The sequence below is a fragment of the Cloacibacterium sp. TD35 genome (assembly GCF_028864635.1).
Classification (GTDB): domain Bacteria; phylum Bacteroidota; class Bacteroidia; order Flavobacteriales; family Weeksellaceae; genus Cloacibacterium.
The window spans coordinates 1,136,418-1,149,613 of sequence record NZ_CP104850.1 but is presented as its reverse complement, the minus strand read 5'-3'; the positions used below and the strand labels follow the sequence as shown (position 1 = coordinate 1,149,613).

10 protein-coding genes, 3 tRNA genes and 2 rRNA genes are annotated in these 13,196 nt (G+C 35.5%); 3 read left to right on the top strand and 12 right to left on the bottom strand.

Features of this window, described 5'->3' with window-relative positions; translation table 11 throughout:
- Positions 1 to 283: 283 nt before the first annotated feature.
- The 8 genes from N7277_RS05240 to N7277_RS05205 form a co-directional block, all read right to left on the bottom strand.
- Positions 284 to 3,313 carry a PAS domain-containing protein gene (locus N7277_RS05240; protein ID WP_274780653.1) on the bottom strand — a complete coding sequence of 1,010 codons (3,030 nt, stop codon included), beginning with the start codon at positions 3,311 to 3,313 and terminating at the stop codon, positions 284 to 286.
- A gap of 6 nt (positions 3,314 to 3,319) precedes the next feature.
- Positions 3,320 to 3,766: a response regulator gene (locus N7277_RS05235; protein ID WP_274780652.1), complete on the bottom strand. Its 447-nt coding sequence runs from the start codon at positions 3,764 to 3,766 to the stop codon at positions 3,320 to 3,322.
- 16 nt (positions 3,767 to 3,782) lie between these two features.
- On the bottom strand, positions 3,783 to 4,340 hold the full coding sequence (locus N7277_RS05230) for a helix-turn-helix domain-containing protein (protein ID WP_274780651.1): 558 nt from the start codon (positions 4,338 to 4,340) through the stop codon (positions 3,783 to 3,785).
- A 174-nt stretch (positions 4,341 to 4,514) separates the two neighbouring features.
- The gene (locus N7277_RS05225) at positions 4,515 to 5,078 is read right to left on the bottom strand and encodes a hypothetical protein (RefSeq protein WP_274780650.1); all 564 of its coding nucleotides are present in this window, start codon (positions 5,076 to 5,078) and stop codon (positions 4,515 to 4,517) included.
- Positions 5,079 to 5,193: 115 nt separating this feature from the next.
- Positions 5,194 to 5,451 (bottom strand): hypothetical protein, encoded by a 258-nt coding sequence (locus tag N7277_RS05220; protein WP_274780649.1) that lies wholly within the window; start codon positions 5,449 to 5,451, stop codon positions 5,194 to 5,196.
- Between the two features lie 14 nt (positions 5,452 to 5,465).
- Entirely contained in the window at positions 5,466 to 5,726 is a 261-nt protein-coding gene (locus N7277_RS05215) for a hypothetical protein (RefSeq protein ID WP_274780648.1), read from the bottom strand.
- 17 nt (positions 5,727 to 5,743) lie between these two features.
- The gene (locus N7277_RS05210; RefSeq protein WP_274780647.1) at positions 5,744 to 5,905 is read right to left on the bottom strand and encodes a hypothetical protein; all 162 of its coding nucleotides are present in this window, start codon (positions 5,903 to 5,905) and stop codon (positions 5,744 to 5,746) included.
- A 137-nt stretch (positions 5,906 to 6,042) separates the two neighbouring features.
- Positions 6,043 to 6,113 (bottom strand) — tRNA-Gln (locus tag N7277_RS05205).
- Positions 6,114 to 6,311: 198 nt separating this feature from the next.
- Here N7277_RS05205 and N7277_RS05200 point away from each other — a divergent pair.
- The 3 genes from N7277_RS05200 to sucC all read left to right on the top strand — a co-directional run bounded on the left by N7277_RS05200 (position 6,312) and on the right by sucC (position 9,330).
- Entirely contained in the window at positions 6,312 to 7,640 is a 1,329-nt protein-coding gene (locus tag N7277_RS05200; protein ID WP_274780646.1) for a hydroxymethylglutaryl-CoA reductase, degradative, read from the top strand.
- Complete coding sequence (locus tag N7277_RS05195; RefSeq protein WP_274780645.1) at positions 7,640 to 8,026, top strand: DUF423 domain-containing protein; 387 nt, start codon at positions 7,640 to 7,642, stop codon at positions 8,024 to 8,026. The genes N7277_RS05200 and N7277_RS05195 overlap by 1 nt, the downstream gene beginning before the upstream one ends.
- A gap of 113 nt (positions 8,027 to 8,139) precedes the next feature.
- On the top strand, positions 8,140 to 9,330 hold the full coding sequence (gene sucC, locus N7277_RS05190; RefSeq protein ID WP_104794440.1) for an ADP-forming succinate--CoA ligase subunit beta: 1,191 nt from the start codon (positions 8,140 to 8,142) through the stop codon (positions 9,328 to 9,330).
- Between the two features lie 500 nt (positions 9,331 to 9,830).
- Here the strand turns inward: sucC and rrf are convergent.
- The 4 genes from rrf to N7277_RS05170 all read right to left on the bottom strand — a co-directional run bounded on the left by rrf (position 9,831) and on the right by N7277_RS05170 (position 13,141).
- Positions 9,831 to 9,938, bottom strand: a 5S ribosomal RNA gene (rrf, locus tag N7277_RS05185).
- A gap of 92 nt (positions 9,939 to 10,030) precedes the next feature.
- Positions 10,031 to 12,809, bottom strand: a 23S ribosomal RNA gene (locus tag N7277_RS05180).
- A gap of 171 nt (positions 12,810 to 12,980) precedes the next feature.
- Positions 12,981 to 13,054, bottom strand: a tRNA-Ala gene (locus N7277_RS05175).
- 13 nt (positions 13,055 to 13,067) lie between these two features.
- Positions 13,068 to 13,141: transfer RNA gene (locus N7277_RS05170), tRNA-Ile, on the bottom strand.
- Between the last annotated feature and the right edge of the window lie 55 nt (positions 13,142 to 13,196).

Here is a 13,196-nt window from a genome sequence, read left to right as displayed (position 1 = left end):
AGATTTAAAATTTTGATTTACAATTTATTACATCATTTTAATCAAAATTTTTAGAATTTTAAGATGTTATAAAACATCAATATTTTTACTAATCTTTTGTAATAAGTAGAAATAAAGATGTAGAATAGAATGAACTTTTTCCCTGAAGGCTTTCCTGGTTTTCTACATGACAAAGATGTGACAATTGCCAACCAATCTCATTACAAAAAATTGTATTATTCTTATAGAATTTGCATAAAAAAACACGCTCTAAAAGCGTGTTTTCATTTATAAGAACTATTATCTAAACTTCTGGCAAATAAACGGTAAATGTGGCTCCTTCATTTGGTTTCCCTTCAGCGAAGATAAAGCCTTTGTGATTGTCTACAATTTTTTTACATATTGCTAAACCAATTCCGGTTCCTGCAATTTCGTCTTTATTATGCAATCTGCTGAAAAGTTCGAAGATTCTATCAGAATATTCTGGCGAGAAACCAATTCCGTTATCTGTAAAAGTAAACTTGTGGAAAATTCTCTTTGCAGAGAAAGTTATATTCCCTACTTTTTCAAAAGATGCTTTTTCGTAATCTATTTTGATTTCTGGAGCTACATTTGGTTTAGAATATTTAATAGAATTCCCCAACAAGTTGATAAACAACTGCTGAATCTGGAAAGGAATCACTTTCATTTTCGGAAGATGCTCTGCATAAATGACTGCTTTTTTCTCTTCTATAGGTTCTGCAATTTCGTGTTTAGCATTTTCCAGCAAATCATTAAGGTCTGCTTTTTCGAAAACCTGTTCAGATTTATTGGTTCTAGAGAATTGTAGTAAATCTTTGATGAGTAGTCTCATTCTTCCTGCTGCAACTTTTATCCTATCAAAATACTGCTGACCAGTTTCTGTAAGATTCTGATAATCTTTGGCTTCCAATCTAGAAATAAAGGTTTCTATTTTTCTTAATGGCTCTTGTAAATCATGACTGGCAACGTAATTGAATGCTTGTAACTCTTTATTAGATGCCTCTAGTTCTCTATTTTTTTGATTGGTTTCAATATTTTTATTGACTTCCTCAGTAATATCTTGCGTAATCATTAAATAGTAGAAGCCTTCATCTGAATCTTCAATCGGTTTATTAGAAACTCTGATGTATCTTATTTCACCAGTATCTTTTTTTATGATTCTGTGTTCGTAAGGTTTAGCATTTTTTTCCTTATTCTGTAATTTTTTGAGATTATCTAAAACAAAATCTAAATCATCTGCATAAACATAAGGAATAAAACTGTCTACTCTGGTGTCAAATTTTTCTTTTTCTACCCCAAAAAGTCTGAAAATATTATCCGAAAATTCGAATTCTGTTTTATCTACATTCCATTTCCAGAAGCCGTATTTACCGATAATTTCTGCTTCTTTACTACTTTCATTATAATATTTAAGCTCCTCAAATGTTTTTTGAAGCGTTTCGTTATTTCTTACTTCTTCTGTAATATTTACCACTACCCCAGCTAAAAATTTATTTCCACTCGTATCATAAGTAGGTGTTCCTACTCCTTTTACATAAATTATTTCTCCTGAAGGTCTCAAAATTCTATAGGTAAAAGCTGGAAGATTTTCTTCTTCCTTCATTTTGTTCATGACCTCTGTAAAATATTCTAAATCTTCTGGATGTACGTAATTATAATAATTTTCTAAATTGGATTCAAAAGATTTAGGTTTAGCCCCAAGCAATTTGTATAAATTATCTGAAAAATACCAAGTATTTTCTTTGATATTCCAACTCCAATTTCCATAACCTCCGATTTCCTCTCCGAATTTAAGAGCTGTGTTAGAGAGGAGAATTTCATTATTGATTTTTTCGAGTTCTTTATTTCTCTCTAAAATGGTGTTTTGTGCTTTGAAAATTTCGGTAACATCTAAGGAAATTATGAGTACATATTCTTCATTATTATCATCTTTTATATGCTTGTTATTTATAGACAGGTATTTTACCTCTTGATTATCTGCTCTTATTACTCTAATGATATATGGATTGAAAGATTTACTTTGTGCCATTTCATCAAGTTTAGCATCTACAAGTGCTTTATCATCTGGGTGTACCTGATTAAATAATGCTGAAAACTCTGGTCTATCTTTCGGGTCTAGACCGAATAAGCGATAATTATTATCAGAAAATATAAATCTATTATCTTTTACAAACCATTGTGCAGTACCGTAATTACCAGCAATTTCTGCTTCTTTATTGGTTTCGTTTGCTAAGAATAGAGTTCTGTTTTTCTTTTCAAATTCTTTATTTTTTTCTGATATACTTTTTTGGTTTTCAATTTCTTCTGTTACATCACTTGTAATCCCTAGAAAAATTTTTTCATTCTGAAGATTCTTAATCATTTTTCCAGAAGAACGAAGGTATCTCACATCGCCATTATTTCTAATAATTCTATAGGTAAATGGAGCGAGATTTTCATGATTAATCATCTCTGATAAAATTCCTTGTACGTAATACAAATCATCAGGATGAATTCTATTCATAAATCCTTCATAATTATCTTCTAGAGAGTCTGGCTCATAATCTAGTAAGCGAAATTCATTTTCGGAGAAAGTATATTTTTTAGTTTCTAAATTAAATTGCCAAGTACCATAATTACCGATTTCTTCTGCAAGGTTAGCCGTTTCATTAGCTAAAATAAGTTTCTCATTAATAATGGTTGCGTTTTTAAGATCTCTATTGATTTTTATAATGGCTAAAACAAGGAGAATAATCGTTACAAAAAAGGTTAATAAATTAATAAGAGGGGTAAATTTATTTACTTGATCACTTTTCAAAGATCTAGCCTCCAGCAAATTAGTCTCAGATTTCCTTAAATTTCTAATGACGGCAGAAATTTCATCCATTATTGCTTTTCCTCTGTAAATATTTTCTGTAACCCTTTCATTGTCATTTAAATCAAATTTAGGATCTAGAATTTCATCTACTACTTTAAGTTTTTTATCGATTAAAGACTCTAATCGTTTCGTAGTTTGAAAATGATAAGGACTTTCTAAAGTTATCTCTCTAAGTTGATCTAGATTTTCTTTAATTTCATTTTTATCAATTTCAATTTGATGGATTAATTTTTTGTCATGAGTCAATAAATAATTTCTTCTGTCTATTTCTACATTTTTAATTTTAGTAAAAACATGTTCTATTTTAATCAAAACACGATAAGTGTGCTCTAAGATTTCATTAGAATCATGTAAAGCTTTGATATGTTTGAATGAAACCGAAGAAATAAAAAGTATAATTGCTATGGTAATAGCAAAAATGATTTTAAGGAAAAGAGGTTTGCTGGTAAATTTCATATAAGATTACATTCTCAGTAAAAAATTATCTTTGTTAAGACCAGAAGTATGGTATTGCCAATTAATCGCTACTACATCTGACAAAACTTTTTTGAGCGTATCAAAATCATTCGGCTTTTTGATGTAAATATTCGCACCGCTTACGAAAGTTTCTTCTATATGCTCTTCTGAAGATGAGGTAGAATAAATTGCTATGGCAATATCATCAAATTTTTTATTGGCTTTTATTTCGTGCAGACATTCTATTCCATTTTTTTTAGGCATATTCAAGTCTAGAAATAAAACCTGTGGTAAAACTGCATCGTCTGAATTAAGATAATTCATGAGTTCTACTCCATCATTATAGGTATGAACTTTGGTATTAATTTTTAGTTCAGAAAAAGCATCGGTGAAGAATAATCTGTCATCCTCGTCGTCATCTGCCAAGATGATGTGAATGTAATCTGTGTTCATAGTTTTTTATTTAGATTTATTTTTTATTCGCAATTTCTCTACGTTTGGTAATAATTCTCTGGAACTGAGATGGTGTAATTCCTGTAATATTTTTGAACTGTGTACTTAAATGCGCCACACTGCTGTAGTTTAATCTATATGCAACTTCGGTTAAAGTAAGATTGTCTTTAATGATTAAATTTTTGGCGTGTTCTATTTTCTGCATCATAATGTAATTCTCTATAGAACTGAACGTAACTTCTGAAAACAAATTGGAGAGATATCCATAACTGTGATTGAGTTTATCGGTAAGATAAACAGATGCTTTTACATTAATAGGCTCTTCAGAATGAACCATTTCTAGGATCGCTTCTTTTATTTTTTCAATCAAGACTGTTTTTTGATTTTCGATGATGGTAATACCGTATTCTTCTAACTCTGCACGGAATTCTTTCATCTTATCTACAGGAATTTTTTCTAAAAATTCTACTTCTCCAAAAGCCACTACTCTATATTTAGCTCCTAATTGGTCTAATTTTTCTTCTAATACTTTTTTACAAACTGCATTATAATCAAATTTTGTAAATATTTTCATAGGTCATTATTTAGTTGATAAAGTTAGTAAAAAAAGTAAGTTATCATTGTTTTTATCTAGTACCTTAAAAACTCTCACAAATAACAAAATAATCCGTACTTGTGAGAGTTAAACTAAATAATAAACTATATGAAGAGAAAACTACTTTTTACTTGTTAGTTTCTGATGATAAAATTATTCACCCAAAGGAATATTATAAGCAACACCTAAACCTAGAGAAGCTGCGTTATAATCTTGCCCTGGTAAGTCTCCTTTAGAACCTGTGAATACTTTAGTATATTGTAATGCTACATTCCAATGTCTATTATGCCATCCTAATTCTGGTTTTAGATAAAAACCACCATCAGGTCTTGCAACAGGAGCATTAGCCGCTACGTTTTCATCACCAGTAATAAATGCATATCCTAAATCTGTACCAAAATAAAATCCTGTTTGCTTAGGATAAACTCTTATTAAACCTGCTACCGGAACTACTCCGAAATCATTATTTTCGATTCCATCATTATCTTTTCCGAAGAAATGATTATAACCTGTAGCGATCCCTAACCCGAAGCCTGGAGTTACTAAATGCTGATAAGCAATATCTAAACCTAAATTAGCAGATGCATTGGTCGACGGAGCTGCAATTCCTACATTTCCTCCTATTTTAATCATGTTATTCATTTCGGCACTCTGTGCGCTTAATAAACCTGCTGATAAAATTCCTATTCCTAAAATAGCTCTTTTTACGTTTTTCATAATTTTAAATTTTTTGTGTTAAGTGGTGTGTTATTTTTATGTTATTGCAAAGTTGTATAGAATTGAAATCTTTTGTTTTATATGATTTTCTGAAACTGTTACAGAATTTCTTTAATTATTCACTTACGATAGATTTCAAAAAATAAGTGGTAATAATAGAGGTTACAATTCCGCTGAAGAGAAGCGTTCCGTCAAACAAATCTGTAAATAGATTTTTTCCTAAAACATAAGCACTTATTCCACTAGCGAGAAATGCTACTAAAAATGAAAATAAGATAACTTTTACGATATTCAATTTGGTTCTACTTTCATGGAAGGTTTCTATAGAATATCCAATAAAAATGGCTGCGAGTATTAATAATAAAATGTTCATGACTTTCTAATTTTTTAAATTACGTTAACTAAATAATTATTATTCACATCTTTTCTTATTCTTAAAGAAAAGCCCTTTTGTAATTCATCATAAATCATGGAGCAGTGATCTACGAGATTTTCAAATTCCTCATCAAAAGCTTCAGAAGCGAAAACCAAGTGTTTCATATTGCTTTCGTCTAGTTCTAACCTTCTATCCTGGTAAGACAATTCAGAAATACCAAAATTCCTGTGAAGCTTTATAAAATAATCCTCTATGTGTTTTAAATTATTCATAGTTTCGTTTTTTGGTGTTAGATAATTTTATGTAGGATTTTCTTAGATTCTATGATTAATGCCATAATCATAAAATCTACTGTAAGATATTGAGCAGATAATTGCACGTATTCATTTTGTAAAATAGCATGTACTATTTTGTATCCAAAAGTGGTAGCGTTTTGTATTATCGTTGTCATTTTCTTAATCTTTGATGTTTACATTGCAAAGATTCAACAATAACATTAACAGTATATTATAGGATTTTTTGGGAATTTTATAGAATTTTTAGAAACAAAAAAACCTCCTGAAAAATCAGAAGGTTTCTTTATAAGTGTAGACTCACAGGGATTCGAACCCCGACAGACGGTACCAAAAACCGTAGTGCTACCGTTACACCATGAGTCTATACCGTTTTTGGTGGTGCAAATTTAATACAAAATTTTCTATTTGCAATAGCTAAAACAAAAAAAATTACAAAAAATTTCTATTTACTTGAATTTCAAACTGTTTTTTTATCACTTTCTCTCATAGTATATTTGTAAAAACACTACTCTAGTCTTCTTCTTCAAATTTTGTATCTTTGAAAAGTAAAAAAACAATTCTATGAATCATAAACCAATTGAAGGCTTTTCTAAACTTTCGAAACAACACAAAATTGATTGGTTAATAAACGAATATTTACAAGGAAACCAAGAATACCAAAAAATTCTTCAGCAATATTGGAACGATAATCCAGACTTACAAAAACTCCACGAAGAATTCTCTGAAAATACCATTACCAACTTTTATATGCCTTACGGAATTGCGCCCAATTTCCTTATTGATGGAAAATTAATGGCATTACCAATGGCTGTAGAAGAAAGTTCTGTAGTTGCGGCAGCGTCTAAATCTGCAAAATTCTGGTTAGAAAGAGGCGGTTTCAAAACCACAATTATCAACACCGAGAAATTAGGACACACACATTTTATCTTTAAAGTAGAAGCGCATAAATTACTGCATTTTTTCAATTTTACTTTAAAGAAAAAACTCTTTGAAGCTACAGAAGACATCACCGCAAACATGAGAAAGCGTGGCGGCGGAGTTTTAGATATTAAACTCATAGATAAAACTTCGGAATTAGCAGATTATTATCAACTCAAGGCCAGTTTCAACACTGTAGATTCTATGGGTGCTAATTTCATTAATTCTTGTCTGGAACAGTTCGGGAAGACATTAAAAGAAGAAGTAGCTCAATCTGATGCTTTTTCAGAAGACGAGAAAAACTCACTTCAGATTGTGATGAATATTCTGTCTAACTTCACTCCAGATTGTATCGTAAGAGCAGAAGTTTCTTGTAAAATAGACGATTTAAAAGACGACAGCGGAATTTCTAATGAAGAATTCGCTTGGAAATTTAAACAAGCCGTAACCATTGCAGAAATAGAACCATATAGAGCGACTACACACAATAAAGGTGTTATGAACGGTATAGATGCTGTGGTAATCGCTACAGGAAATGATTTCCGTGCTACAGAAGCTTGTGCGCATGCTTACGCAAGTAAAGACGGAAAATATAAATCTCTTACACATTGTACCACAGACAACGGAATTTTCAGATTTTGGATAGATTTACCGATTTCTGTTGGCGTAGTTGGTGGTTTAACCAATCTTCATCCTTTAGTGAAATTTTCTTTGGCACTTCTGGGAAAACCATCAGCTCAAGAGTTGATGAGTATTTTGGCAGTTTCTGGTTTGGCACAAAATTTTGCTGCACTTCGTTCTTTAGTAACTACAGGAATCCAAAAAGGGCACATGAAAATGCACCTTTTCAATATCTTAAACCAATTTGGTGCTACCGAAGAAGAAAAACAATATTTTGTCAACTATTTTAAAGATAAAACCGTAAGTCACCACGAAGTGATTTCAGAATTAAATAAACTTAGAAATAAATAATGAAAACTATTACCTTAATCATCGGCGCTTTGTACGGATTAACTTCTGTAATTTTAGGAGCATTCGGTGCGCATGCTTTAAAAAAAGTTCTTTCTGTAGAAAGATTGACCAGTTTTGAAACAGGTGTAAAATACCAAATGTATCATGCTTTGCTCCTTCTCATCATAGGATTTTTCTTAAAATTTGAAACAGGAATAGAAAAAACTACCGCTTGGCTCATTATTTTGGGAACTTTTTTATTCTCAGTGAGCATTTATTTCTTGAGTTTTCAAGACGTTTTAAAGACGAATCTTAAATTTTTAGGTCCCATCACTCCAATTGGAGGTTTGTTAATGATTTTAGGATGGGCTTTATTAATCTATGTTTTCGCCAAGACTAAGTTTTAAAATAAATTATCATTAAAAATTAGGCAAAAAACTTGATGGGTTTTCCTTTCTACTTGCCTCTTTTTTTATATTTTTGTGAAAACTAACTTTTAAATAAAAATTTTAGAAATATTATGAATCTTCACGAGTATCAATCAAAAGAGATTTTAGCTTCTTACGGCGTTAGAATCCAACGTGGTTTTGTGGCAAACAACGTAGAGGAAGCTGTAGAAGCAGCTGATAAATTAAAAGAATTAACCGGAAGCGAAGGTTGGGTAGTAAAAGCTCAAGTTCACGCTGGTGGTAGAGGTAAAGGTGGCGGTGTAAAATTCTCACCAAATTATGATAAACTAAAGGAAAATGCTCAGAACATCATTGGGATGAGATTAGTTACCCCTCAAACTTCAGCAGAAGGTAAATTGGTAAACTCTGTTTTGGTTGCAGAAGATGTATATTATCCTGGCGAAACAGAAACTAAAGAATTTTATGTTTCTATTCTTTTAGATAGAGCTTTAGGTAAAAATACTGTGGTTTACTCTACCGAAGGTGGTATGGATATTGAGCACGTAGCAGAAGTTACCCCTCATTTAATTCACAAAGAAGTAATCGACCCAACTTTAGGTTTACAAGGTTTCCAAGCTAGAAAAATAGCTTTCAACCTAGGTTTATCTGGTGAGTCTTTCAAAGAATTTGTAAAATTCATTGATGCACTTTACAAAGCTTACGTAGGAATTGACGCTTCATTATTCGAAATCAATCCTGTTCTTAAAACTTCAGACAATAAAATTGTAGCTGTAGATGCTAAAGTGACTTTAGATGACAACTCATTATTCCGTCACAAAGATTTAGCAGCATTAAGAGATACTAGAGAAGAAGATCCTATGGACGTAGAAGCTGGCGAAGCTGGTCTTAATTTCGTGAAATTAGACGGTAACGTAGCTTGTATGGTAAACGGTGCTGGTCTTGCAATGGCTACTATGGATATTATCAAACTTTCTGGTGGTAATCCTGCAAACTTCTTAGATGTAGGTGGTACTGCAGATGCTCAGAGAGTACAAACTGCTTTCGGAATTATCCTAAGAGATCCAAATGTAAAAGCAATCCTTATTAACATCTTCGGAGGAATTGTACGTTGCGACAGAGTTGCACAAGGTGTAGTAGATGCTTACAAAGCTATGGGAAGCCTTCCAGTTCCTTTAATTGTACGTCTTCAAGGTACAAACGCTGTAGAAGCTAAGCAATTGATTGACGATGCTGGTTTACCAATTCACTCAGCAATTACTCTAGAAGAAGCTGCAAATAAAGTATCAGAAGTTTTAGCATAATAAAACATACTTACTTCAAATAATTAAAATCCGTTCTATTTTAGGACGGATTTTTTATTTTTATGGCAATCCCTCATTCCCAATGAAAACCCAAGGCTTATTCGGTAGGGCTATCCGTTACAATATTTTTTTGCCAACGCTTTCAGATAATAATTACAAACTGCTAAGCAAAAAAGGATTTCCACTACTATCCCTATTGCAATAGACAATCTATCTAATTAATACTAATTAGCATATTTATTCCTAAATATAATAATACATCATCATTTAACCACATAGAAATTATACTCTAAAAATCCAAGTCTAAAAAATAAAAAACAATAAAAAAAACCTTTATTCTAAAATAAGAATAAAGGTTTTTTTGTATTTGTATCACTTGTTTTAAGATAGATATAGAGATTTAGTGTCTTTTTTTTACCTCATAAACCTAGGTATGATTGTACACGGTATGTATAAACAAAAAATCCTCATCATTTGCATGATGAGGATTTAAAAATAAAAACTGGCGGCGACCTACTCTCCCGCGTTAGCAGTACCATCGGCGCTAGAGGGCTTAACTTCTGTGTTCGGAATGGGAACAGGTGAGCCCCTCTGCTAAAACCACCCTAAATATTGTATATAAGAGTTATGTTTATAACTTTTTTTTATCGATAAAAACGTTCACAAAGAGCTAACCTTATCTCTTTCGAGTGCCTTATTAGGCTATAAATCTACGGGTAATTAGTACTACTCGGCTATGACATTACTGCCTTTACACCTGTAGCCTATCAACGTCGTCATCTCCAACGACCCTTAAAAGAAGTCTCATCTCGCGGCGAGTTTCGCACTTATATGCTTTCAGTGCTTATCTCTTCCAAACATAGCTACTCAGCGGTGCACCTGGCGGTACAACTGATACACCAGAGGTTTGTTCAACACGGTCCTCTCGTACTAGAGTCAACTCCGCTCAAACTTCTAACGCCCGCAATAGATAGAGACCGAACTGTCTCACGACGTTCTGAACCCAGCTCGCGTGCCACTTTAATGGGCGAACAGCCCAACCCTTGGGACCTTCTCCAGCCCCAGGATGTGACGAGCCGACATCGAGGTGCCGAACCTCCCCGTCGATGTGAGCTCTTGGGGGAGACTAGCCTGTTATCCCCGGAGTACCTTTTATCCTATGAGCGATGGCCCTTCCATACGGAACCACCGGATCACTATGTCCTGCTTTCGCACCTGATCGACTTGTAGGTCTCACAGTCAAGCACCCTTATGCCATTACACTCTACGCACGGTTACCAAGCGTGCTGAGGGTACCTTTGAAAGCCTCCGTTACTCTTTTGGAGGCGACCACCCCAGTCAAACTACCCACCACGCAATGTCCTTCTTTCGAAGTTAGGCTCCAAGTAAACAAAGGGTGGTATTTCAACGTTGGCTCCACAAACACTAGCGTGCCTGCTTCAAAGCCTCCCACCTATCCTACACATTATTTACTCAGAGTCAATACGAAGTTATAGTAAAGGTTCACAGGGTCTTTTCGTCCCATTGCGGGTAATCGGCATCTTCACCGATACTACAATTTCACCGAGCTCGTGGCTGAGACAGTGCCCAGATCGTTACACCATTCGTGCAGGTCGGAACTTACCCGACAAGGAATTTCGCTACCTTAGGACCGTTATAGTTACGGCCGCCGTTTACTGGGGCTTCAGTCAATGCCTTCGAATTACTTCTAAGCACCTTCCTTAACCTTCCAGCACCGGGCAGGTGTCAGACCCTATACAGCATCTTTCGATTTAGCAGAGTCCTGTGTTTTTGATAAACAGTCGCCTGGGCCTCTTCACTGCGGCCAGATTGCTCTGGCGTCTCTTCTTCCGAAGTTACGAGACTATTTTGCCTAGTTCCTTAGCCACGACTCACTCGAGCACCTTAGGATTCTCTCCTCGACTACCTGTGTCGGTTTTGGTACGGGCTGTATAAATCGCTTTTCTTGGAAGCGGGTCCTTAGGATTATCAGCGCATCCGAAGACTTGCTGTACTATCGTAACCTCGCAGTTACTTCAACGTACTATTCCGTCAGTACGCACCTAATTTCCAACTCCGTCACTTTATTATTATACAGGTACGGGAATATTAACCCGTTGTCCATCCACTACCCCTTTCGGGTTCGCGTTAGGCCCCGACTAACCCTCAGCTGATTAGCATGGCTGAGGAAACCTTAGTCTTTCGGTGAGGGGGTTTCTCGCCCCCTTTATCGTTACTTATGCCTACATTTTCTTTTCTATCCGCTCCACAATACCTCGCGATACTGCTTCGGCGCAAATAGAATGCTCCCCTACCAGATGTACTAATGTACAAATCCATAGCTTCGGTAATATGCTTATGCCCGATTATTATCCATGCCGGACCGCTCGACTAGTGAGCTGTTACGCACTCTTTAAATGAATGGCTGCTTCCAAGCCAACATCCTAGCTGTCAATGCAGTCCAACCGCGTTGTTTCAACTTAGCATATATTTGGGGACCTTAGCTGTTGGTCTGGGTTCTTTCCCTCTCGGACATGGACCTTAGCACCCATGCCCTCACTGCTGCGAAACATTTATTAGCATTCGGAGTTTGTCAGGAATTGGTAGGCGATGAAACCCCCGCATCCAATCAGTAGCTCTACCTCTAATAAACTTGTCGCAACGCTGCACCTAAATGCATTTCGGGGAGTACGAGCTATCTCCCAGTTTGATTGGCCTTTCACCCCTACCCACAGGTCATCCGAAGACTTTTCAACGTCAACCGGTTCGGTCCTCCACTCTGTGTTACCAGAGCTTCAACCTGCCCATGGGTAGATCACAAGGTTTCGCGTCTAATCCTACTAACTATGCGCCCTATTCAGACTCGCTTTCGCTCCGGCTCCGGACCTGAAGTCCTTAACCTCGCTAGTAAAATTAACTCGTAGGCTCATTATGCAAAAGGCACGCCGTCACAGAATAAATCTGCTCCGACCGCTTGTAGGCGTACGGTTTCAGGTTCTCTTTCACCCTTCTATTCGAAGTGCTTTTCACCTTTCCTTCACAGTACTTGTTCACTATCGGTCTTTCAGGAGTATTTAGCCTTGGAGGATGGTCCCCCCATATTCAGACAGGATTTCACGTGTCCCGCCCTACTCATTTATCATCTATGTATGCCTTTCGATTACGGGGCTATCACCCTCTACGGCTGTTCTTTCCAGAACATTCTTCTAAACATATAAAGACTTTTGGGCTAATCCGCTTTCGCTCGCCACTACTTACGGAATCTCTTCGATTTCTTTTCCTCCGGGTACTTAGATGTTTCAGTTCTCCGGGTTTGCTCCCATTGCTGGGTGACATATCTTCAATATGCCGGGTTGCCCCATTCGGACATCTGCGGATCAATTCGTGTGTGCCAATCCCCGCAGCTTTTCGCAGCTTACCACGTCCTTCGTCGCCTCTGAAAGCCTAGGCATCCGCCATACGCCCTTAACGATTTCTTTCCTAATAATTATATTAGTATATTTTTATACTCGGCACTCGAAAGTGCTCGGTTATCTCTTTGTGATGTCTTTATCGTTAATGTCAATGATCTATTTTTCTTCTTAGATGTCTAATGAACAAATATTGTTTTTGGCTCTATTCGTCACTTTTAAATTAGACCTCTAAAACTGTGGAGAATAAGGGAGTCGAACCCTTGACCTCCTGCGTGCAAGGCAGGCGCTCTAGCCAGCTGAGCTAATTCCCCTCTAATTCTTTAGTAGTCTCGGGCAGGCTCGAACTGCCGACCTCTACATTATCAGTGTAGCGCTCTAACCAGCTGAGCTACGAGACTTTAAATCTCTTCCCTCTTACTAATGATTAGGGGTATATTTTTATATATCAACCAG

Bases quoted from the DNA above. Each gene is read 5' to 3' on its own strand.
- N7277_RS05200 (WP_274780646.1), top strand. From the start codon at position 6,312: ATGAATCATAAACCAATTGAAGGCTTTTCTAAACTTTCGAAACAACAC.
- N7277_RS05230 (WP_274780651.1), bottom strand. From the start codon at position 4,340: ATGAAAATATTTACAAAATTTGATTATAATGCAGTTTGTAAAAAAGTA.
- N7277_RS05235 (WP_274780652.1), bottom strand. From the start codon at position 3,766: ATGAACACAGATTACATTCACATCATCTTGGCAGATGACGACGAGGAT.
- N7277_RS05210 (WP_274780647.1), bottom strand. From the start codon at position 5,905: ATGACAACGATAATACAAAACGCTACCACTTTTGGATACAAAATAGTA.
- N7277_RS05240 (WP_274780653.1), bottom strand. From the start codon at position 3,313: ATGAAATTTACCAGCAAACCTCTTTTCCTTAAAATCATTTTTGCTATT.
- N7277_RS05220 (WP_274780649.1), bottom strand. From the start codon at position 5,451: ATGAACATTTTATTATTAATACTCGCAGCCATTTTTATTGGATATTCT.
- N7277_RS05195 (WP_274780645.1), top strand. From the start codon at position 7,640: ATGAAAACTATTACCTTAATCATCGGCGCTTTGTACGGATTAACTTCT.
- sucC (WP_104794440.1), top strand. From the start codon at position 8,140: ATGAATCTTCACGAGTATCAATCAAAAGAGATTTTAGCTTCTTACGGC.
- N7277_RS05215 (WP_274780648.1), bottom strand. From the start codon at position 5,726: ATGAATAATTTAAAACACATAGAGGATTATTTTATAAAGCTTCACAGG.
- N7277_RS05225 (WP_274780650.1), bottom strand. From the start codon at position 5,078: ATGAAAAACGTAAAAAGAGCTATTTTAGGAATAGGAATTTTATCAGCA.